At 41.5% G+C, this 22022-nt stretch carries 30 protein-coding genes; all 30 read left to right on the plus strand.

Going from position 1 to position 22022, the window contains the following annotated elements; translation table 11 throughout:
- Positions 1-18 precede the first annotated feature (18 nt).
- Positions 19-3621, plus strand: coding sequence for a DNA-directed RNA polymerase subunit beta' (rpoC, locus tag HMPREF1210_RS16660; RefSeq protein ID WP_016429875.1), 3603 nt, complete (start codon positions 19-21; stop codon positions 3619-3621).
- A 172-nt stretch (positions 3622-3793) separates the two neighbouring features.
- On the plus strand, positions 3794-4042 hold the full coding sequence (locus tag HMPREF1210_RS16665) for a ribosomal L7Ae/L30e/S12e/Gadd45 family protein (RefSeq protein WP_016429876.1): 249 nt from the start codon (positions 3794-3796) through the stop codon (positions 4040-4042).
- 101 nt (positions 4043-4143) lie between these two features.
- The gene (gene rpsL / locus HMPREF1210_RS16670; RefSeq protein ID WP_016429877.1) at positions 4144-4566 is read left to right on the plus strand and encodes a 30S ribosomal protein S12; all 423 of its coding nucleotides are present in this window, start codon (positions 4144-4146) and stop codon (positions 4564-4566) included.
- Positions 4567-4608: 42 nt separating this feature from the next.
- Entirely contained in the window at positions 4609-5079 is a 471-nt protein-coding gene (rpsG, locus tag HMPREF1210_RS16675; protein WP_016429878.1) for a 30S ribosomal protein S7, read from the plus strand.
- A 51-nt stretch (positions 5080-5130) separates the two neighbouring features.
- Entirely contained in the window at positions 5131-7206 is a 2076-nt protein-coding gene (gene fusA, locus HMPREF1210_RS16680; RefSeq protein ID WP_016429879.1) for an elongation factor G, read from the plus strand.
- Between the two features lie 120 nt (positions 7207-7326).
- Positions 7327-8514 (plus strand): elongation factor Tu, encoded by a 1188-nt coding sequence (tuf, locus tag HMPREF1210_RS16685; protein WP_016429880.1) that lies wholly within the window; start codon positions 7327-7329, stop codon positions 8512-8514.
- A 602-nt stretch (positions 8515-9116) separates the two neighbouring features.
- Positions 9117-10433: a Na+/H+ antiporter family protein gene (locus tag HMPREF1210_RS16690; RefSeq protein ID WP_016429881.1), complete on the plus strand. Its 1317-nt coding sequence runs from the start codon at positions 9117-9119 to the stop codon at positions 10431-10433.
- Between the two features lie 258 nt (positions 10434-10691).
- Positions 10692-11000, plus strand: a complete 309-nt coding sequence (gene rpsJ, locus HMPREF1210_RS16695; protein ID WP_004233624.1) for a 30S ribosomal protein S10 — start codon at positions 10692-10694, stop codon at positions 10998-11000.
- Positions 11001-11050: 50 nt separating this feature from the next.
- Positions 11051-11680 carry a 50S ribosomal protein L3 gene (gene rplC / locus HMPREF1210_RS16700; protein WP_016429882.1) on the plus strand — a complete coding sequence of 210 codons (630 nt, stop codon included), beginning with the start codon at positions 11051-11053 and terminating at the stop codon, positions 11678-11680.
- A gap of 26 nt (positions 11681-11706) precedes the next feature.
- Entirely contained in the window at positions 11707-12330 is a 624-nt protein-coding gene (gene rplD, locus HMPREF1210_RS16705; protein ID WP_016429883.1) for a 50S ribosomal protein L4, read from the plus strand.
- Positions 12330-12614, plus strand: coding sequence for a 50S ribosomal protein L23 (gene rplW, locus HMPREF1210_RS16710; RefSeq protein WP_016429884.1), 285 nt, complete (start codon positions 12330-12332; stop codon positions 12612-12614). The genes rplD and rplW overlap by 1 nt, the downstream gene beginning before the upstream one ends.
- Before the next feature lie 45 nt (positions 12615-12659).
- Positions 12660-13490: a 50S ribosomal protein L2 gene (rplB, locus tag HMPREF1210_RS16715; RefSeq protein ID WP_016429885.1), complete on the plus strand. Its 831-nt coding sequence runs from the start codon at positions 12660-12662 to the stop codon at positions 13488-13490.
- 60 nt (positions 13491-13550) lie between these two features.
- Positions 13551-13829, plus strand: a complete 279-nt coding sequence (gene rpsS / locus HMPREF1210_RS16720) for a 30S ribosomal protein S19 (RefSeq protein WP_016429886.1) — start codon at positions 13551-13553, stop codon at positions 13827-13829.
- Between the two features lie 19 nt (positions 13830-13848).
- Positions 13849-14190, plus strand: a complete 342-nt coding sequence (rplV, locus tag HMPREF1210_RS16725) for a 50S ribosomal protein L22 (RefSeq protein ID WP_016429887.1) — start codon at positions 13849-13851, stop codon at positions 14188-14190.
- Between the two features lie 3 nt (positions 14191-14193).
- Positions 14194-14850 (plus strand): 30S ribosomal protein S3, encoded by a 657-nt coding sequence (rpsC, locus tag HMPREF1210_RS16730; RefSeq protein WP_016429888.1) that lies wholly within the window; start codon positions 14194-14196, stop codon positions 14848-14850.
- Between the two features lies 1 nt (position 14851).
- Positions 14852-15286 (plus strand): 50S ribosomal protein L16, encoded by a 435-nt coding sequence (rplP, locus tag HMPREF1210_RS16735; RefSeq protein WP_016429889.1) that lies wholly within the window; start codon positions 14852-14854, stop codon positions 15284-15286.
- A complete protein-coding gene (rpmC, locus tag HMPREF1210_RS16740) occupies positions 15276-15476 on the plus strand; it encodes a 50S ribosomal protein L29 (protein WP_016429890.1) in 201 nt (66 codons plus the stop codon). Before rplP ends, rpmC begins: the two co-directional genes overlap by 11 nt.
- An 18-nt stretch (positions 15477-15494) precedes the next feature.
- Positions 15495-15758, plus strand: a complete 264-nt coding sequence (gene rpsQ, locus HMPREF1210_RS16745) for a 30S ribosomal protein S17 (RefSeq protein ID WP_016429891.1) — start codon at positions 15495-15497, stop codon at positions 15756-15758.
- Between the two features lie 45 nt (positions 15759-15803).
- A complete protein-coding gene (gene rplN, locus HMPREF1210_RS16750; RefSeq protein ID WP_016429892.1) occupies positions 15804-16172 on the plus strand; it encodes a 50S ribosomal protein L14 in 369 nt (122 codons plus the stop codon).
- Positions 16173-16208: 36 nt separating this feature from the next.
- A complete protein-coding gene (gene rplX / locus HMPREF1210_RS16755) occupies positions 16209-16520 on the plus strand; it encodes a 50S ribosomal protein L24 (RefSeq protein ID WP_016429893.1) in 312 nt (103 codons plus the stop codon).
- A 25-nt stretch (positions 16521-16545) separates the two neighbouring features.
- Complete coding sequence (rplE, locus tag HMPREF1210_RS16760) at positions 16546-17085, plus strand: 50S ribosomal protein L5 (protein ID WP_016429894.1); 540 nt, start codon at positions 16546-16548, stop codon at positions 17083-17085.
- A gap of 19 nt (positions 17086-17104) precedes the next feature.
- Entirely contained in the window at positions 17105-17290 is a 186-nt protein-coding gene (locus HMPREF1210_RS16765; protein WP_016429895.1) for a type Z 30S ribosomal protein S14, read from the plus strand.
- 29 nt (positions 17291-17319) lie between these two features.
- Positions 17320-17718: a 30S ribosomal protein S8 gene (gene rpsH / locus HMPREF1210_RS16770; protein WP_016429896.1), complete on the plus strand. Its 399-nt coding sequence runs from the start codon at positions 17320-17322 to the stop codon at positions 17716-17718.
- Positions 17719-17748: 30 nt separating this feature from the next.
- Positions 17749-18288: a 50S ribosomal protein L6 gene (gene rplF, locus HMPREF1210_RS16775; protein WP_016429897.1), complete on the plus strand. Its 540-nt coding sequence runs from the start codon at positions 17749-17751 to the stop codon at positions 18286-18288.
- Between the two features lie 32 nt (positions 18289-18320).
- Positions 18321-18677, plus strand: coding sequence for a 50S ribosomal protein L18 (gene rplR, locus HMPREF1210_RS16780; protein WP_016429898.1), 357 nt, complete (start codon positions 18321-18323; stop codon positions 18675-18677).
- Between the two features lie 21 nt (positions 18678-18698).
- Positions 18699-19199: a 30S ribosomal protein S5 gene (gene rpsE, locus HMPREF1210_RS16785; protein ID WP_016429899.1), complete on the plus strand. Its 501-nt coding sequence runs from the start codon at positions 18699-18701 to the stop codon at positions 19197-19199.
- Positions 19200-19213: 14 nt separating this feature from the next.
- The gene (gene rpmD / locus HMPREF1210_RS16790) at positions 19214-19393 is read left to right on the plus strand and encodes a 50S ribosomal protein L30 (protein ID WP_016429900.1); all 180 of its coding nucleotides are present in this window, start codon (positions 19214-19216) and stop codon (positions 19391-19393) included.
- A 32-nt stretch (positions 19394-19425) separates the two neighbouring features.
- On the plus strand, positions 19426-19866 hold the full coding sequence (gene rplO, locus HMPREF1210_RS16795; protein WP_016429901.1) for a 50S ribosomal protein L15: 441 nt from the start codon (positions 19426-19428) through the stop codon (positions 19864-19866).
- The gene (secY, locus tag HMPREF1210_RS16800; RefSeq protein WP_016429902.1) at positions 19866-21158 is read left to right on the plus strand and encodes a preprotein translocase subunit SecY; all 1293 of its coding nucleotides are present in this window, start codon (positions 19866-19868) and stop codon (positions 21156-21158) included. The genes rplO and secY overlap by 1 nt, the downstream gene beginning before the upstream one ends.
- Before the next feature lie 63 nt (positions 21159-21221).
- Positions 21222-21875 (plus strand): adenylate kinase, encoded by a 654-nt coding sequence (locus HMPREF1210_RS16805; protein ID WP_016429903.1) that lies wholly within the window; start codon positions 21222-21224, stop codon positions 21873-21875.
- The last annotated feature ends 147 nt before the right edge of the window (positions 21876-22022 follow it).

Below are 22022 nucleotides of genomic sequence, written 5' to 3' on the forward strand. Positions count from 1 at the left end.
CTAAGGGAGGTAGGCTCCTTGATAGACGTTAATAATTTTGAGTACATGAAGATTGGTTTAGCATCTCCTGACAAGATTCGTTCTTGGTCATACGGTGAAGTGAAGAAGCCTGAAACGATTAACTACCGCACACTTAAACCTGAAAAAGATGGTTTGTTCTGTGAACGTATTTTCGGACCAACAAAGGACTGGGAATGTCATTGCGGTAAGTATAAGCGTGTTCGTTATAAAGGTGTCGTTTGTGATCGTTGTGGCGTTGAAGTTACACGTTCAAAAGTGCGCCGTGAGCGCATGGGTCACATTGAATTAGCAGCTCCAGTATCACATATTTGGTATTTCAAAGGGATTCCAAGTCGTATGGGACTTATCCTGGATATGTCTCCACGTTCTTTGGAAGAAGTGATTTACTTTGCTTCTTACGTAGTTGTAGACCCAGCGAATACACCACTTGAGCGCAAACAACTATTGTCTGAGAAAGAATACCGTGCATACCGTGAAAAATACGGTACGAAATTCTATGCTGCAATGGGTGCTGAGGCGATCAAACGTCTTCTTCAAGAACTTGATCTTGAAAAAGAAACAGAAATGCTGAAGGAAGAGCTTAAAACTGCAGCTGGTCAACGACGTACGCGTGCAATTAAGCGTCTTGAAGTAGTTGAATCATTCCGTAACTCTGGGAACAAACCAGACTGGATGATTTTAGACGTACTTCCGGTAATTCCACCAGAATTACGCCCGATGGTTCAATTAGATGGTGGCCGTTTTGCCACTTCTGATTTAAATGACTTGTATCGTCGTGTTATCAACCGTAACAACCGTCTAAAACGTTTATTAGACCTTGGTGCACCTAGCATCATCGTTCAGAACGAAAAACGTATGTTACAAGAGGCTGTTGATGCGTTGATTGATAATGGTCGTCGTGGCCGTCCAGTTACTGGACCAGGTAACCGTCCATTGAAATCACTTTCACATATGTTGAAAGGGAAACAAGGTCGTTTCCGTCAAAACTTACTTGGTAAACGTGTTGACTACTCTGGTCGTTCGGTTATCGTTGTAGGTCCAAACTTGAAAATGTATCAATGTGGTCTTCCAAAAGAAATGGCGATTGAATTATTCAAGCCGTTTGTGATGAAAGAACTTGTTGAGCGTGGCTTAGCTCACAACATTAAGAGTGCAAAACGTAAAATTGAGCGTATGCATTCAGAAGTTTGGGATGTATTAGAAGACGTCATTAAGGAGCATCCGGTTTTACTAAACCGCGCACCGACGCTTCACCGTCTTGGAATTCAAGCTTTCGAACCAACTCTAGTAGAAGGTCGCGCAATTCGTCTTCACCCTCTAGTATGTACAGCTTATAACGCTGACTTCGATGGTGACCAAATGGCGGTTCACGTTCCTTTATCAGCAGAAGCGCAAGCTGAAGCTCGCTTATTGATGTTGGCTGCACAAAACATTTTGAACCCGAAAGATGGAAAACCAGTTGTTACACCATCTCAAGATATGGTATTAGGTAACTACTACCTAACACTTGAGCGTAAAGGTGCAACAGGCGAAGGTTCTACATTCTACGGTCCAAATGAAGTGTTGATTGCTTATCAAAACGGACATGCGCATTTGCATACACGTATTGCAATCGCTGCAGGTTCATTGAACAACCAAACATTCACTGAAGAACAAAACAAAATGTTGTTATTGACGACAGTGGGTAAAGTAATTTTCAATGAAATTTTACCTGAAACATTCCCGTACATTAACGAACCAACGGATTTCAACCTTCAAGTTGAAACACCGTCTAAATACTTTGTTCCAACAACTACTGATGTGCGTACACACATTGATGAAATGGAACTTGTGTCACCATTCAAGAAGAAAATTCTTGGAAACATCATCGCTGAAGTATTCAAACGTTTCCATATTACTGAAACGTCGAAAATGCTTGACCGTATGAAGAATCTTGGTTTCAAATACTCAACTAAAGCTGGTATTACAATCGGTATCTCAGATATCGTGGTACTTCCAGACAAAGGTAAAGTATTAGAAGAAGCTCAAGACAAAGTAGATAAAGTTCTGAAGCAATTCCGTCGTGGATTAATTACAGAAGAAGAGCGCTATGATCGTGTTATTTCTTACTGGAGTGCTGCGAAGGACGTTATTCAGGAAAAACTAATGAAATCATTAGACAACTTGAACCCAATCTTCATGATGAGTGACTCTGGAGCGCGTGGTAACGCATCCAACTTTACTCAACTTGCAGGTATGCGTGGTTTGATGGCCAATCCGGCCGGTCGTATTATCGAGCTTCCGATTAAATCATCATTCCGTGAAGGTTTAACGGTACTTGAATACTTCATCTCTACGCATGGTGCTCGTAAAGGTCTTGCGGATACAGCTCTTAAAACGGCTGACTCAGGTTACTTAACACGTCGTTTGGTTGACGTTGCTCAAGATGTTATTGTTCGTGAAGATGATTGCGGAACGGACCGTGGCTTATTGATCGGCGCATTAATGGACGGAACAGAGGTAATCGAAGGGTTCGACGAGCGTATTGTCGGTCGTCATACACGTAAAACTATTTTCCATCCAGAAACGAAAAAAGTTATTCTGGAGAAAGATGCTTTGATTACTGAAGACGTAGCTCGCGTTATTTTGGATGCTGGATTCGAAGAATTAACTATTCGTTCTGCTTTCACATGTAACACGAAACACGGCGTATGTAAAAAATGTTACGGAATCAACTTGGCAACTGGTGAAAACGTTGAGGTTGGAGAAGCAGTTGGTATCATTGCTGCCCAATCAATCGGTGAGCCAGGTACTCAGTTAACGATGCGTACGTTCCATACAGGTGGGGTAGCTGGAGACGATATTACACAAGGTCTTCCACGTATCCAGGAGATTTTCGAATCTCGTAATCCTAAAGGTCAAGCGGTCATTACTGAAATTACAGGTGTTATCTCTGCAATTGATGAAATCCGTGAAGGTCAAAAAGAAATTACAGTTCAAGGTGATGTTGAAACACGTAAATACCTAGCTCCTTATAATGGTCGTTTGAAAGTTCAACTGAATGATGCCATTAAACGCGGTGAAGTATTGACTGAAGGTTCGATTGATCCGAAAGAATTGTTGAAAGTTAAAGACGTTTCAACTGTACAAGAGTACTTGTTGAAAGAAGTTCAAAAAGTATACCGTATGCAAGGGGTAGAAATCGGAGACAAACATATCGAAGTAATGGTTCGCCAAATGCTTCGTAAAGTGCGCGTCATCGAGGCGGGTGAAACGGAACTGTTACCAGGTTCGTTACTCGACATTCACCAATTTGCGGATGCGAATAAAGAGGCAGTGTTAAATGGTAAACTACCTGCAACATGTCGCCCAGTTATTCTCGGTATTACAAAAGCTTCACTTGAAACAGAATCGTTCTTATCAGCTGCATCATTCCAAGAAACTACGCGTGTGTTAACAGACGCGGCGATCAAAGGAAAACGCGACGAATTGCTTGGCCTGAAAGAAAATGTTATTATCGGTAAACTCGTTCCGGCGGGTACTGGTATGCAACGTTACCGTCAGATCAAGATTGTTGATGAGAAGAAAAACGAAGCTGCAGTAGCAGTGAGCGCAGAATAATTTCATCCTGTTCCGGGGGTTTGTATAAGCGGCCCCCCGGAATTTTAATGACAACCGATAAGTGTTGCGGTCTTTCCGCTTTTCTTGTGAAATGGGTTGACAGAAAAAATAATGGATGATAATATATTTAAGGTTGATAGTTGAAGGTCTGGGTCTTTGGAGGATATGCTAAATGTCTTATGAAAAAGTAAATCAGGCGATGAAAACCGTCATCGGTACTAAGCAAACAGTAAAAGCAATCCATGGTGGCCATGTAGTAGAAATTCTCGTGGCTCGTGATGCAGACAACCGGATCACCCAACCAGCTATTCTATTAGCGGAAGAAAAAGGTGTGAAGATTGACTTTGTAGAGTCTAAAATAGAACTCGGTAAAGCCTGCGGACTTCAAGTGGGTGCAGCAGTTGTTGCAATTACTGTGTAACAGTTTTTGTGTATGAAAACACAAAGACTTTGTTTTTTACCCAAAAATGAACCACCTGGATGTGTGGTATTACAACGATAACAAGAAGGGAGGAATAATCGATGCCTACAATTAACCAATTGGTACGTAAGCCTCGTAAATCCAAAACAGTCAAATCTGGCTCACCAGCATTGAACAAAGGGTATAACAGCTCTAAAAAAACGTTAACAAACGTTAGTTCACCGCAAAAACGTGGGGTTTGTACTCGTGTTGGTACAATGACACCAAAAAAACCAAACTCAGCGCTTCGTAAATATGCGCGTGTACGTTTAACTAACCTAATTGAGGTTACTGCGTACATCCCGGGTGAAGGTCATAACCTTCAAGAACATAGTGTTGTTCTAATCCGTGGAGGACGAGTTAAAGATTTACCGGGTGTTCGTTACCATATCGTACGTGGTGCTCTTGATACTGCCGGTGTAAACGGTCGTATGCAAAGCCGCTCACTATACGGTACTAAACGCCCTAAAGTTAAAAAAAGCTAATTAAAAATAAAACTATAGATCTCATCGAAAGGAGGAAAACACATGCCTCGTAAAGGTCCTGTTTCCAAACGTGACGTGTTACCAGATCCAATTTATAATTCAAAACTTGTAACTCGTTTAATCAATAAAATGATGGTAGATGGTAAAAGAGGTACTTCTCAAAAAATTCTTTATGGAGCGTTTGAACTTGTTCAAGAACGTTCAGGTAAAGATCCTTTGGAAGTATTTGATGCAGCATTAGCTAACATCATGCCAGTACTTGAAGTTAAAGCTCGCCGTGTTGGTGGTTCTAACTATCAGGTGCCAATCGAAGTTCGTCCAGAACGCCGTTCTACATTAGGTCTTCGCTACCTAGTTAACTATTCTCGTCTTCGTGGGGAGAAAACTATGGAAGAGCGTTTAGCTAATGAAATTCTTGACGCTTCTAACAACACAGGTGCTTCTGTGAAGAAACGTGAAGATATGCACAAAATGGCGGAAGCGAACAAAGCATTCGCTCATTACCGCTGGTAGGATTTTTCATCCACTAATCATTCTAATTTGAGATGGAAGGAGAAATACAAAATGGCTAGAGAATTCTCCTTAGAGAATACACGTAACATCGGTATCATGGCCCATATTGATGCTGGTAAAACAACTACTACAGAGCGTATTCTTTATTACACTGGTAAAATCCATAAAATTGGTGAAACGCACGAAGGTGCATCACAAATGGACTGGATGGAGCAAGAGCAAGAGCGTGGAATCACGATCACTTCTGCTGCAACAACAGCTGCATGGAAAGGCCACCGCGTAAACATCATCGATACTCCAGGTCACGTAGACTTCACTGTTGAAGTTGAACGTTCACTTCGCGTACTTGATGGTGCTGTAACGGTTCTTGATGCACAATCTGGTGTTGAACCACAAACTGAAACAGTATGGCGCCAAGCTACAACATACGGCGTACCACGTATTGTTTTCATTAACAAAATGGATAAATTGGGTGCAGACTTCTTGTATTCTGTAGGAACTCTACACGAGCGTCTTCAAGCGAACGCGCATCCAGTACAACTTCCAATTGGTACAGAAGAAGATTTCAGTGCAATTATCGACCTTATTGAAATGAATGCTACTTTCTACGGTAACGAAGATGGTACTGCAATTACAGAAGGCGAAATTCCTGAATCACATAAAGCTCAAGCTGCAGAATATCGTGAGAAATTAATCGAAGCGGTAGCTAGCGTTGACGAAAATCTTATGGAGAAATACCTAGAAGGTGAAGAAATCTCAAATGCAGAGTTGAAAGCGGCTATCCGTAAAGCAACAATCGCAGTTGAATTCTACCCAGTTATTTGTGGTTCAGCATTCAAACACAAAGGTGTTCGAAAAATGCTTGACGCAGTAGTTGATTATCTTCCAGCTCCAACAGACGTACCAGCAATAAAAGGTATCTTACCTGATTCTGATGAAGAAGTTGTTCGTGAATCTAACGACTCACAACCATTCTCTGCATTAGCATTCAAAGTAATGACTGACCCTTATGTTGGTAAATTAACATTCTTCCGTGTGTACTCTGGTGTTCTTGAATCAGGTTCATACGTACAAAACTCTACAAAAGGTAAACGTGAGCGCGTAGGTCGTATCTTACAAATGCACGCGAATAGCCGTGAAGAGATTTCTAAAGTTTTTTCTGGTGATATCGCTGCTGCTGTTGGTCTTAAAGACACTACAACAGGTGATACTCTATGTGACGAGAAAAACCAAGTTATTCTTGAATCAATGGAATTCCCAGAGCCAGTTATCTCTTTATCTGTAGAACCGAAGTCAAAAGCTGACCAAGATAAAATGGGTCAAGCTTTACAAAAACTTCAAGAAGAAGATCCTACTTTCCGTGCTCATACTGACACAGAAACTGGACAAACAATCATCTCTGGTATGGGTGAACTTCACCTTGATATCTTAGTTGACCGTATGCGCCGTGAATTTAAAGTAGAAGCTAACGTTGGTGCTCCAATGGTATCTTACCGTGAGACATTCCGTGAGTCTGCTCAAGTTGAAGGTAAATTCGTTCGTCAATCAGGTGGTCGTGGTCAATTCGGACACGTTTGGATTGAATTCTCTCCAAACGAAGAAGGAAAAGGCTTTGAATTCGTAAATGGCGTTGTCGGTGGTGTTGTACCACGTGAATACATCCCAGCTGTTGAAGCAGGTCTTCGTGACTCTTTAAACAATGGTGTACTAGCTGGATATCCACTTATCGACATTAAGGCTCGTCTATTTGATGGTTCTTACCATGATGTCGATTCAAATGAAATGGCGTTCAAAATTGCTGCATCTATGGCATTGAAAAACGCAATTTCAAAATGTAAACCAGTTCTTCTTGAGCCAATGATGAAAGTGGAAGTAGTAATTCCTGAAGAATACTTAGGAGATATTATGGGTAACATCACTTCTCGCCGTGGTCGCGTAGAAGGTATGGACGCTCGTGGTAATTCACAAGTTGTTCGTTCAATGGTTCCACTTGCAGAAATGTTTGGTTATGCGACAACACTTCGTTCTGCAACTCAAGGTCGTGGAGTATTCTCTATGACTTTCGATCACTACGAAGAAGTACCAAAATCAATTTCAGAAGAAATTATCAAAAAAAATAAAGGTTAATCATTGAAGTTTGATTTTTAATCTTGTATAACTATTTTGTAAGCTATGAATGGTGATGGATCTAGACCATCATCATTCATAACAAAAACTAATCATATAATTTTGAGGAGGACATCCCTAATGGCAAAAGCTAAATTCGATCGTTCTAAAACACATGCTAACATTGGTACAATCGGTCACGTTGACCATGGTAAAACAACTTTAACAGCTGCAATCGCAACAGTTCTTGCAAAACGTTCTGGTGGTACTGCAATGAGCTATGCACAAATCGATAACGCTCCTGAAGAAAAAGAGCGCGGAATCACAATCAACACTTCTCACGTTGAGTATGAAACTGCAGCTCGTCACTATGCACACGTTGACTGCCCAGGACATGCCGATTATGTTAAAAACATGATCACTGGTGCTGCACAAATGGACGGCGGGATCCTAGTAGTATCTGCTGCTGACGGCCCAATGCCACAAACTCGTGAGCACATCCTTCTTTCACGTCAAGTTGGTGTTCCTTACCTAGTAGTCTTCATGAACAAATGTGACATGGTAGACGACGAAGAGTTACTTGAATTAGTAGAAATGGAAGTTCGTGATCTTCTTTCTGAATATGACTTCCCTGGCGACGACATTCCAGTAATCAAAGGTTCTGCTCTTAAAGCTCTTGAAGGTGAAGAATCTTGGGAAGAGAAAATCGTTGAATTAATGGACGCTGTTGACTCTTATATCCCAACTCCAGAACGTCAAACTGACAAACCATTCATGATGCCTGTTGAGGATGTATTCTCAATCACAGGTCGTGGTACAGTTGCTACTGGTCGTGTTGAGCGTGGACAAGTTAAAGTTGGAGACGTTGTTGACATCATCGGTATCGTTGAAGAGCCGAAATCAACTACAGTAACTGGCGTTGAAATGTTCCGTAAACTTCTTGACTATGCAGAAGCTGGTGACAACATCGGTGCTCTTCTTCGTGGAGTAGCTCGTGAAGATATCCAACGTGGACAAGTATTGGCTAAACCAGGTTCAATCACTCCACATACTGAATTCAAAGCAGAAGTTTATGTTTTATCAAAAGAAGAAGGTGGACGTCACACTCCATTCTTCACTAACTACCGTCCTCAGTTCTACTTCCGTACAACTGACGTAACTGGTATCTGTAACTTACCTGAAGGCGTTGAAATGGTTATGCCTGGAGACAACATCGAAATGACTGTTGCTCTTATCGCTCCAATCGCGCTTGAAGAAGGTACTAAGTTCTCTATCCGTGAGGGTGGACGTACTGTTGGTGCTGGCGTAGTTGCTACTATCACTAAATAATTTAACCTTTTCATAAACCTTGCCGGGACGCTGGCAAGGTTTTTTTCTGTTTAAGCAATGTTAATTAAAGATGTTGATCTTGAATAAGGAAAAAAGTGCATTTGCACCTTAGATGGTACAAGCGAAATGTATGATAAATAGCTATCGTTCAACAAGCTCATAATAAAAGAGGGAATGCTTCTCCCTTTCAGCGGACGAAGCAAGTGTAGCGATGCAGAAACAGAAGCAGTGCTTTTTCATAGATTCACTAAAGCGCAAACACTGAATTTAGCTATTTCTATAGAAAGCTAATTAACTAAGGTAATAAATAATTAATAAAGAACGAAAGTCTGCATTGCGACTAGCTATCCGCAAGAGTGTGAAGTGTGAGTCTCACGTGCACGCCGAATATGTGGCAAGTGCAAATGTACGGTAAACAACAATATCGTTTAAATTAGCCTCGGTTTAGGTACCCCTTCTATTAACCTCTAAATCCACTACCAATATTATTATTGGAATGATTCTCAACACCTTGGATTGTTGACTTTTTCAACACAACTTGATATTCTTTAATCTGTTGTTCTACTACACTAGTGAACTAAAGCGTAAAGGAGATTATATAGATGAATGCTGTATTAATCGCTGTAGGAGTCATGCTGCTATTAAGCTTGTTGAGAGTTAACGTTGTGTTTGCATTACTTGTAGGGGCCGTTTCGGGTGGGCTAGCAGGTGGTTTAACCATGACAGATACAATCACTGCTTTTACAGACGGACTAGGCGGAGGGGCTTCCATTGCGTTGAGCTATGCATTGCTCGGTGGGTTTGCCGTCGCTATTTCTAAAACAGGGATTCCAGAGCTTCTTGTTGCAAGCATACTAAAACTAATTAAAAAAGATGGAGAAACAGAAAAGACCGCTTTGGCTAAAACGCTCATTATTTTGACGTTACTATTAATGGCTGTATTCTCCCAGAATTTAATCCCTATTCATATTGCTTTTATTCCATTACTTGTACCTCCCATTTTGAATGTAATGAATATGCTTAAACTTGATCGTCGGCTGATTGCATCTGTTCTGACATTTGGTTTAACAGCACCTTATATTTTATTGCCGTATGGGTTCGGATTTATCTTCCATGAGATCATCGCAACGCAAATGGAAGCCGCGGGTCTTGCAATTGATATGAAAGATATCCCGTATGCCATGTTAATTCCAACAGGAGGATTGGTCGTCGGACTGTTGATTGCCATCTTCTTTTCTTACAGAAGACCAAGAGAGTATGAACAAGATATTACTATAGAAGCTTCAGAAGCAATTCTAGTTAGTAAAAAAGATATTGTCTTTACAATTGTTGCGTTAGTTGCTGCTCTCGTAGCTCAAATACAAACCGAGTCAATGATAATTGGAGCTCTTGCTGGAATTCTGAAGCTGTACGTTGCTGGAGTTCTCAAATGGAAGGAAGCCGATAACTTATTAACTGAAGGTATGCGCATGATGGCATTCATCGGTTTCGTAATGATTGCTGCAAATGGATTTGCTTCTGTTATTCAAGTAACTGGAGACATTGAATCATTGGTAGGCAGTGCTTCTTCATTATTAGAAGGAAACAAAGCGCTCGCAGCAATGCTCATGCTTGTCATTGGATTATTAATCACGATGGGAATTGGTTCTTCATTCGCGACGATACCGATTATCGCAGCAATCTTCGTGCCGCTTGCTGTAGAGTTCGGATTCAGCACGCTCGCCATTATTTCTTTGATTGGCACAGCTGGTGCACTTGGAGATGCTGGATCGCCAGCGTCAGATAGTACGCTGGGACCAACTGCTGGATTGAATGTAGACGGCCAACACAATCACATTTGGGATACGTGCGTACCGACGTTTATCCATTACAATATTCCGCTACTGGTTTTCGGTTGGATTGCGATTATGGTTCTTTAATGGAAGAACTTAATGTTCGGACAATTACTCAAGCTATTGAAAGAAAAAAGGATTCATCATACAATAGGAAAGCGATAAAAAGAATTTCGTGAAACCACTTGCGTTATTCTTTTTCTTTATGTATAATATTGAAGTTGGTCTTTATCTGACTGCGATGATGCGAGAGGTTACCGACACACCCGGCCGCTTTGCCATGGCGGGATGTTGGAAAATTTTCGTTGAGAATGTCTAGTAAATAGGCGAAAAGGAGGGAAAATTATGGCAAAACAAAAAATTCGTATCCGTTTGAAAGCGTATGATCATCGAATTCTTGATCAGTCTGCTGAAAAAATTGTGGAAACTGCGAAACGTTCAGGTGCAAGTGTATCAGGTCCGATTCCACTTCCAACTGAGAAGTCTGTGTACACAATTCTTCGTGCGGTTCACAAGTACAAAGATTCTCGTGAACAATTCGAAATGCGTACGCATAAACGTCTGATCGATATCGTTAACCCAACACCACAAACTGTTGATGCGTTAATGAAGCTTGACTTACCATCTGGCGTTGATATTGAAATCAAACTTTAATGGTAAACAACAAATAGAACTAAACACAATTACTGTAGGAGGTGTGACAAATGACCAAAGGAATCTTAGGTAGAAAAATCGGTATGACGCAAGTATTTGCTGAGAACGGTGACTTAATCCCTGTAACTGTAATTGAGGCGTCTCCAAACGTAGTGCTTCAAAAGAAATCAGTTGAAACAGACGGCTACGAAGCGATCCAGTTAGGTTTTGAAGATAAGCGTGAAAAGCTTTCTAACAAACCTGCTAAAGGACACGTAGCAAAAGCTAGCACTGCTCCTAAGCGCTTCATCCGCGAATTCCGCGGCTTGAATATTGCTGAGTACGAAGTTGGTCAAGAAGTCAAGGTTGAAAGTTTCGCAGAAGGCGATGTAGTAGATGTATCAGGTGTGACAAAAGGTAAAGGTTTCCAAGGTGTTATTAAACGCCACGGACAATCTCGCGGACCTATGGCTCACGGATCTCGTTACCACCGTCGTCCTGGTTCAATGGGGCCTGTTGCTCCGAACCGCGTATTCAAACAAAAGAAATTACCTGGTCAAATGGGTGGCACAATGGTAACAATCCAAAACTTAGAAATCGTAAAAGTTGATGCTGGTCGTAACTTGCTACTTGTTAAAGGTAATGTTCCTGGTTCTCGTAAAGCATTAGTAGTAGTTAAAACTGCTATCAAAGCTAACTAATTATATAGAGGAAGGAGGAAACAGGAATGCCAAAGGTATCTTTACTTAACCAAACAGGTTCATCTGTTGGTGAAATCGAATTAAACGATGCGGTTTTCGGAATCGCGCCAAACAGTAATGTATTATTTGATGCTGTAGTCGCTCAACGTGCGTCACTTCGTCAAGGTAATCATAAAGTTAAAAACCGTTCTGAAGTTGCTGGTGGTGGTCGTAAGCCATGGAAACAAAAAGGAACAGGTCGTGCTCGTCAAGGTTCGATTCGTTCTCCACAATGGCGTGGCGGTGGTGTTGTATTCGGTCCAGTTCCACGTAGCTACAGCTACAAATTACCGAAGAAAGTTCGTCGCTTAGCTCTACGTTCTGCTCTTTCTGCGAAAGTGTTAGAAGAGAATTTCGTAGTTCTTGAAGGCTTAGCTTTCAACGCACCAAAAACTAAAGATTTCTTGAAAGTGTTGAAAGACCTTTCTATCGAGAAAAAAGCTTTGTTCGTTACAGCTGAACTTGATGAAAACGTAGCATTATCTGCTCGTAACATCCCAGGAGTAACAGTCGTAACAGCAACAGGCATTAATGTTCTTGACTTGCTTGGACACGACAAAATTGTTGTGACAAAAGCTGCAGTAGAAAAAATCGAGGAGGTGCTTGGATAATGGAAGCACGTGATATTATTAAACGTCCGGTCATTACCGAGCGTTCTTCTGAAATCATGGAAGAGAAAAAGTACACTTTCTTAGTGGACACTCGCGCCAACAAAACTCAAGTTAAACACGCAATCGAAGAAATCTTTGGAGTAGATGTTGAGAAAGTTAACATCATGAACTACAAAGGTAAATTCAAACGCGTTGGTAAATTTGGTGGATACACTAACAAACGCCGTAAAGCAATTGTTAAGTTGACTGCTGATAGCAAAGACATCGAATTATTCGAAGTTTAATCCATACAGGATTCAAATTGAACTAACAAGAAGGAGGGAATAAACATGGCGATTAAAAAGTACAAACCTACCTCCAATGGTCGACGTAACATGACAGCTTCTGATTTCGCTGAAATCACGACTAACAAGCCTGAGAAATCATTGCTTGAGCCTGTCAAACGTAAAGGCGGCCGTAATAACCAAGGTAAGTTAACTGTTCGTCATCATGGTGGCGGCCATAAGCGTCAATACCGTGTCATCGATTTCAAACGATTTAAAGATGGCATTCCAGGACGCGTTGCTACTATTGAGTATGATCCAAACCGCTCTGCGAATATTGCATTAATTAACTACTTAGACGGTGAAAAACGTTACATCCTAGCACCTAAAGGCTTAGAAGTTGGCATGACTATCATGTCAGGTCCAGAAGCTGATATCAAAGTAGGTAACGCACTACCATTACAAAACATCCCTATGGGTTCTACAATCCATAACATCGAAATGAAACCTGGTAAAGGTGGACAATTAGTACGTTCTGCTGGTACTTCTGCGCAAGTACTTGGTAAAGAAGATAAGTACGTAATTATTCGTCTTCAATCTGGTGAAGTTCGCATGATTTTGGGAACTTGCCGTGCTACAATTGGTCAAGTTGGTAATGAACAACATGAGTTAATCAACATCGGTAAAGCAGGTCGTAACCGTTGGTTAGGTAAACGCCCAACTGTACGTGGATCTGTAATGAACCCGAACGATCACCCACACGGTGGTGGTGAAGGACGTTCTCCAATCGGTCGTAAATCACCAATGACTCCTTGGGGTAAACCAACTCTTGGTTACAAAACTCGTAAAAAGAAAAACAAATCCGACAAACTTATCATTCGTCGTCGTAAAAAATAATGTGATTCTTCTGCGGTTCGAACAGAGAGCCGTAGCGAGATCACTGAGGGAGGTTCCAAAATGGGTCGTAGCTTGAAAAAAGGACCTTTTGTTGATGACCATCTTATGAAGAAGGTTGACGCACAAAAGGACTCTGAGAAAAAACAAGTGATCAAAACTTGGTCTCGCCGTTCAACAATTTTCCCGACTTTTATCGGATTAACGATCGCAGTATATGACGGACGTAAACACGTTCCTGTATATGTGACTGAAGATATGGTAGGGCACAAATTGGGCGAATTCGCACCAACACGTGCGTATAAAGGCCATGGCAATGACGATAAGAAAACAAGACGCTAATTGAGAGGAGGATATCCTGATGCAAGCTAAAGCTATTGCTAAAACAGTGCGTATTGCCCCTCGTAAAGTACGATTAGTCGTTGATTTAATCCGAGGCAAGCAAATCGGTGAAGCAGTTGCGATTTTGCGCCTTACACCTAAGGCGGCATCACCTGTTGTTGAAAAGGTGTTGAAATCTGCGGTTGCAAACGCTGAGCACAACTATGATTTAGATGTAAATAAACTAGTTATTTCTGAAGTTTTTGTTGACGAAGGTCCAACATTAAAACGTTTCCGTCCACGTGCAATGGGGCGTGCAAGCGCAATTAACAAACGCACAAGCCACATTACAATCGTGGTATCTGAGAAGAAGGAGGGATAATTCGTGGGTCAAAAAGTACATCCAATAGGATTACGTATCGGCATTATTCGTGACTGGGAGTCTAAATGGTACGCAGAAAAAGACTATGCAACTCTTCTTCACGAAGACTTAAAAATTCGTAGCTACATCGAAACACGTTTGAAAGAGGCTTCTGTTTCTAAAGTAGAAATCGAGCGCGCTGCAAACCGTGTTAATGTTACAATTCACACTGCGAAACCAGGTATGGTAATTGGTAAAGGTGGTACTGAAGTGGAAGCACTTCGTAAAAACCTAAACGCTACTACTGGCAAGCGTGTTCATATCAACATCGTTGAAATCAAACGTGCGGATCTAGACGCAAAATTAGTTGCTGAAAACATTGCGCGTCAATTAGAAAACCGCGTATCTTTCCGTCGTGCACAAAAACAATCATTACAACGCACTATGCGTGCAGGCGCTAAAGGTATTAAAACTCAAGTATCTGGACGTCTAGGCGGCGCTGACATCGCGCGTGCTGAACACTACAGTGAAGGAACTGTACCACTTCATACTTTACGTGCTGACATTGATTATGCACACGCTGAAGCTGACACAACTTATGGTAAGCTTGGTGTTAAAGTCTGGATCTATCGTGGTGAAGTCCTTCCAGTTAAGAAGAATTCTGTGGAAGGAGGCAAATAATATGTTAATGCCTAAACGCGTTAAATATCGTCGCGAACACCGCGGAAAAATGCGCGGAGAAGCGAAAGGCGGTAAAGAAATCACTTTCGGTGAATTCGGCTTACAAGCTGTTGAAGCTAGCTGGATCACTAACCGTCAAATCGAGTCTTCTCGTATTGCAATGACACGTTACATGAAACGTGGCGGTAAAGTATGGATTAAAATTTTCCCACATAAACCTTACACTAAAAAGCCTCTTGAGGTTCGAATGGGTTCCGGTAAAGGTTCTCCTGAAGGTTGGGTAGCGGTAGTTAAACCAGGAAAGATCATGTTCGAAATCGCTGGTGTCTCTGAAGAGGTAGCACGCGAAGCACTTCGACTTGCATCACATAAGCTTCCTGTGAAATGTAAAATCGTAAAACGTGAAGAAATTGGTGGTGAATCTAATGAAAGCTAATGAACTCCGTGACCTTACCACTGCAGAAATCGAACAAAAAGTGAAATCACTGAAAGAAGAGCTTTTCAACCTTCGCTTCCAATTGGCGACTGGTCAATTAGAAAACACAGCTCGCATTAGCCAAGTACGTAAAGCTATTGCGCGTATGAAAACTGTGATTCGTGAAAGAGAAATCAGTGCAAATAACTGATAAAGGAGGTTTTCGAGCATGACTGAGCGTAACCAACGCAAAGTATACACGGGCCGTGTTGTTTCTGACAAAATGGACAAAACTGTAACTGTTATGGTAGAAACATACAAAAAGCATAAGCTTTACGGTAAGCGTGTTAAGTACTCTAAAAAGTTCAAGGCGCATGATGAGCAAAACGAAGCTAAATTAGGCGACGTAGTTCGTATCATGGAAACTCGTCCGTTGTCTGCTACAAAACGTTTCCGCCTAGTGGAAGTTGTAGAAAAAGCGGTTATTATCTAAATAGAAATTTCGGAACAGACCAAATTCCGAGAGGAGGTTACCTAAGTGATCCAACAAGAGAGTCGTATGAAAGTTGCTGACAACTCAGGTGCACGTGAAGTTTTAACAATTAAAGTGCTTGGTGGTTCTGGTCGTAAAACTGCTAACATCGGCGATATCGTCGTGTGTACAGTTAAGAAAGCAACACCAGGTGGCGTTGTCAAGAAGGGTGACGTCGTTAAAGCTGTTATCGTTCGCACTAAAAGCGGTGTACGCCGTAAAGACGGTACTTATATCAAATTCGATGAAAACGCATGCGTTATCATTCGTGACGATAAAGGCCCGCGCGGAACTCGTATTTTCGGACCTGTTGCACGTGAATTACGTGACAATAGCTTCATGAAAATCGTATCTTTAGCTCCGGAAGTTCTTTAATCAACTCGAAAGTGCTAAACAAGGAGGTGCGACAGAATGCATGTTAAAAAAGGCGACAAAGTTATGGTGATCTCAGGGAAAGAAAAAGGCAAAACTGGTACAATCATTGCTGCTTTTCCAAAGAAAGACCGTGTGCTAGTTGAGGGTATGAATCTTGTGAAAAAGCACATGAAACCAAACCAGGCAAATCCACAAGGTGGAATTGTCAGCCAAGAGGCATCAATTCACGTATCGAACGTTATGTTAATCGACCCTAAATCAGGCGAGCCGACTCGCGTAAGTTATAAAGTGGAAGATGGCAAAAAAGTTCGTGTTGCAAAAAAATCTGGCGAACAAATCGATAAATAAGTAAAAGAAGAAGGGAGGTACACACATGAACCGCCTAAAAGAAAAATTTCTTAAGGAAGTTTCTCCTGCTCTAATGAGCAAGTTTGAATATAAATCAGTAATGCAAGTGCCACAAGTGGACAAAATCGTTATCAACATGGGTGTTGGTGACGCTGTTCAAAACACTAAAGCACTTGACGCTGCTGTAGAAGAATTAACTATCATCACAGGTCAAAAACCTGTTGTAACTAAAGCTAAGAAATCAATCGCTGGCTTCCGTCTTCGTGAAGGTATGCCAATCGGCGCGAAAGTAACATTACGCGGTGAGCGTATGTACGAATTCTTGGACAAATTAATTGCTATCTCTCTTCCACGTGTACGTGACTTCCGTGGTGTTTCTAAAAAAGCATTCGACGGTCGCGGTAACTACACATTAGGTGTGAAAGAACAATTGATCTTCCCTGAAATCGACTACGATAAAGTGTCTAAAGTACGCGGTATGGATATCGTAATTGTAACAACTGCGAACTCTGACGAAGAAGCTCGTGAGTTACTAACACAATTCGGAATGCCGTTCCAAAAGTAAACATAAGGGAGGCGTAAACGTGGCTAAAAAATCAATGATCGCTAAACAAAAGCGCACGCCAAAGCATAATGTACAAGCTTACACACGTTGTGAACGTTGCGGACGTCCGCATTCGGTCTTACGTAAATTTAAACTTTGCCGTATTTGTTTCCGTGAACTTGCTTACAAGGGACAAATTCCTGGCGTGAAAAAAGCCAGCTGGTAATCCCCTAAACTGGGAAGGAGGTTAATGTAATGACAATGACAGATCCGATTGCAGATATGCTTACACGTATTCGTAACGCGAACATGGTTCGACACGAAAAACTGGAAGTACCTGCTTCAAACATGAAAAAAGAGATCGCTGAGATCCTTAAACGTGAAGGTTTTGTTCGTGACGTAGAATATGTTGAAGATAGCAAACAAGGTATCATTCGCATTTTCTTGAAATACGGTCAAAACAACGAGCGCGTTATTACTGGTTTAAAACGTATTTCAAAACCTGGTCTTCGTGTATATGCGAAAACTAATGAAGTACCTAGAGTATTAAATGGACTTGGGATTGCTTTAGTTTCAACTTCTAATGGTCTATTAACTGATAAAGAAGCACGCGCTAAACAAGTTGGCGGCGAAATCGTAGCTTACGTTTGGTAAAAAGCAACAAACGAATGGAGGTGCAAATAAATGTCTCGTGTAGGTAAAAAACCAATTGAGGTTCCTGCTGACGTTACTGTAACAATTGGTGCAAACAATGAAGTTACTGTAAAAGGTCCAAAAGGCGAGCTTACTCGTACTTTTAATGCAGATATTAAAATCGAAAAAGAAGAAAACGTTGTTACTTTAACACGTCCTTCTGAATCTAAAGAACACCGTACGATTCACGGTACAACTCGTGCTTTGCTTGCAAACATGGTTGAAGGTGTATCTAAAGGGTTCGAACGCAATCTTGAATTAGTTGGTGTTGGTTACCGTGCTTCTTTACAAGGTGAAAAACTTGTATTGAACGTTGGTTACTCTCATCCAGTAGAATTTACTCCTGAAGATGGCTTAATTGTAGAAGTTCCTACAAACACTAAGATCAGCATCAAAGGAATTAACAAAGAGCGCGTTGGTGCATTAGCATCTAACATCCGTCAAACACGTCCACCAGAGCCGTATAAAGGTAAAGGTATTCGTTATGAAGGCGAAGTTGTTCGTCGTAAAGAAGGTAAAACAGGTAAATAATGCTGCCTAAGCATTAGAAAGGAGTGACCTCTGTGATTACGAAACAAGATAAAAATCAAGTTCGTAAAAAACGTCATGCACGTGTACGTTCTAAAATCACGGGTACAGCTGAACGTCCTCGTTTAAACGTATTCCGTTCTAATAAACATCTATACGCGCAATTGATCGATGATACTGCTGGTGTAACACTTGTAAGTGCTTCTACTATGGAAAAAGATTTCGATGGTAAAGGTAATGTAGAGTCTGCAATCGCAATCGGTGAATCAATCGCTAAACGTGCTACGGAAAAAAACATCAAATCTGTTGTATTCGACCGTGGCGGTTACTTATATCATGGACGCGTTAAAGCTTTAGCTGAAGCTGCTCGCGAAAATGGCTTAGAATTTTAATAAGAAGGAGGGACACATTTCATGCGTCGCATTGATCCAAACAAACTTGAACTTGAAGAACGCGTTGTTACTATTAACCGCGTAGCTAAAGTTGTAAAAGGTGGACGTCGTTTCCGCTTCACTGCATTGGTTGTTGTTGGTGACAAGAATGGCCACGTAGGATTCGGTACTGGTAAAGCACAAGAAGTGCCTGATGCTATCCGTAAAGCAGTAGAAGATGCGAAGAAAAACCTGATCGAAGTGCCTATGGTACGTGGTACTACTCCACACTTAATTATCGGTAACTTTGGCGCTGGTGAAATCTTAATCAAGCCTGCTGCTCCTGGTACTGGTGTTATCGCTGGTGGTCCAGTTCGTGCTGTACTTGAGCTAGCTGGTATTACTGATATTCTTTCTAAATCTCTTGGTTCTAACACACCAATCAACATGGTACGTGCTACAATCAATGGCTTAACTGGACTAAAACGTGCTGAGGACGTTGCTAAATTACGCGGCAAATCAGTTGAAGAGTTACTAGGTTAAGGGGGGAAATGACAATGGCAAAATTACAAGTTACCCTCACTAAAAGCGTGATCGGTTCTAAACCAGATCAACGTAAAACTGTAGAAGCTCTTGGCTTACGTAAAATGCATCAAACTGTTGAGCATGCTGACAACGCAGCTATCCGTGGGATGGTTGGGAAAGTAGCTCATTTAGTTTCTGTAAAGGAACTATAAAACGTACTTTAGAATAAGGAGGTGCCACACATATGAAACTGCACGAGTTAAAACCGGCAGAAGGATCTCGTTCTGAGCGCAAGCGTAAAGGTCGCGGGATTGGTTCTGGTAATGGTAAAACTGCAGGTAAAGGTCATAAAGGTCAAAACGCTCGTTCTGGCGGCGGTGTTCGTCCAGGATTTGAGGGTGGTCAAAACCCATTGTTCCGACGCTTACCAAAACGCGGCTTTACGAACATTAACCGTAAAGAATACGCTATTGTGAACCTTGATACATTAAACCGTTTCGAAGAAGGCACAGAGGTTACACCTGCTTTGCTTATTGAAACAGGTTTTGTGAGCAGCGAAAAAGCTGGAATCAAGATTCTTGGTAACGGATCTCTTGACAAAAAGCTTATTGTGAAAGCTCACAAGTTCTCTGCTTCAGCTAAAGAAGCTATTGAAACTGCGGGCGGACAAACAGAGGTGGTATAATGTTTCAGACAATCTCCAACTTTATGCGCGTTAGAGATATACGAAATAAAATTGTATTCACTCTGTTGATGCTGATCGTTTTCCGTCTCGGAACTTTCATTCCGGTACCAAACGTTGATGCTCAAGTCTTGCAAGCAGCTGACCAGTATAGCTTAATTGGTTTCTTAAATACATTTGGTGGCGGTGCCCTTGCTAACTTCTCGATTTTAGCAATGGGAATCATGCCGTACATCACTGCATCCATCATTGTACAATTGCTACAAATGGATGTTGTACCGAAGTTTACGGAGTGGGCAAAACAAGGTGAAGTCGGAAGACGTAAACTTGCTCAGTTCACACGTTACTTCACAATCGTGTTGGCGTTCATTCAAGCGATGGCAATGTCTTACGGGTTTAACCGTATGTATGATGGCTCTTTAATTAAAGCCGATGGCATTTCAACGTATATTGTCATAGCTATTGTGTTAACAGGTGGAACTGCGTTCCTTCTTTGGTTATCTGAGCAGATCACTGCTAAAGGTGTCGGTAATGGTATTTCCATTATCATCTTTGCAGGTATCGTTGCTGCGATGCCAAGTACTGCTAACCAAATCTATGCGTCTCAAATTGAAGACGCTGGTGATCAATTATTCATCAAAATTGCGATTTTGGCACTTCTTCTTTTAGCGATTATTGCAATCACTGTAGGAGTCATTTACGTTCAACAAGCGTTACGTAAAATTCCGATTCAGTATGCAAAACGTGTAACTGGCCGTGGGACTACTGGTGCTCAACAGACACACTTACCGTTAAAAGTGAATGCAGCTGGTGTTATTCCAGTTATCTTCGCAGTGGCGTTTATCATTACACCACAAACACTTTCTACCTTCTTCGGACAGAATAAAGTAACAGATTTCATTCAGAACACGTTTGATTACTCGCAACCGGTGGGCATGCTCATCTATGTAGCGTTAATCGTTGCATTTACGTATTTCTATGCGTTCATTCAAGTGAATCCTGAAAATGTTGCCGATAACTTGAAAAAGCAAGGTGCATATATTCCAGGAATTCGTCCAGGAAAAAACACACAAGACTACTTAACAACAGTTTTGTACCGTTTAACTTTCGTGGGTGCGATTTTCCTTGCGCTAGTCGCAATCATGCCGATTTTGTTCATTAACTTTGCTGGTCTTCCAGCTGCTGCACAAATCGGTGGAACAAGCTTGTTAATCGTTGTCGGTGTTGCACTGGAAACGATGAAACAGCTCGAAGCACAACTAGTGAAACGCCACTACAAAGGCTTCATGAAATAATGTTGGTTTAGAGGAACGATTTCGTTCCTTTTAACCTGCAAATTGTAGCAGGGGGCAAAACGTATGAATATCGTTTTAATGGGTCTGCCAGGTGCAGGTAAAGGCACTCAAGCAGATAAAATTGTTGAGAAGTACGAAATCCCTCATATTTCTACAGGCGACATGTTCCGAGCAGCTATAAAAGATGGTACGGAACTAGGCCTAAAAGCCAAAGCGTTTATGGATGAGGGTGCATTAGTACCTGATGAAGTAACGATCGGAATTGTCCGTGAAAGATTAAGCAAAGCTGATTGTGAAAAAGGATTTCTATTGGACGGGTTTCCACGTACTGTTCCTCAAGCTGAAGCACTTGATGCGCTTTTAGCAGATTTGAACAAAGACGTAGAGCACGTTTTGAACATCCAAGTTGAACAAGAAGAGTTGATTAAGCGCCTAACTGGTCGTCGCATCTGTAAAGTCTGCGGCACTGCGTACCATTTAATCTTCAATCCATCTCAAAAAGATGGAGTGTGTGATAAAGATGGAGGCGAGCTTTACCAGCGCGCGGATGACAATCCGGAAACGGTCTCAAACCGTCTGGAAGTAAATATGAAACAAACACAACCTTTGCTTGACTATTATGGCAACAAAGGCGTGTTGACAAATATTAACGGTCAGCAAGACATTCATAAGGTATTTGCTGATTTAAACGCTCTTTTAGAGGGCAACCGCAGCTGAACCTAGCGGCACGCTTGTAAACGGAATTTAATTTCTAGAGCTGCAAAAGCAAATTATGCCCGATATACGAAAGAACGAAATAGACAATGTTACGTCTAAGAGGATCCCTTTGTCCTTTCGTGCATTTCTACTTCCGACAAGGTATAA

The sequence above is a fragment of the Paenisporosarcina sp. HGH0030 genome (assembly GCF_000411295.1).
Classification (GTDB): domain Bacteria; phylum Bacillota; class Bacilli; order Bacillales_A; family Planococcaceae; genus Paenisporosarcina.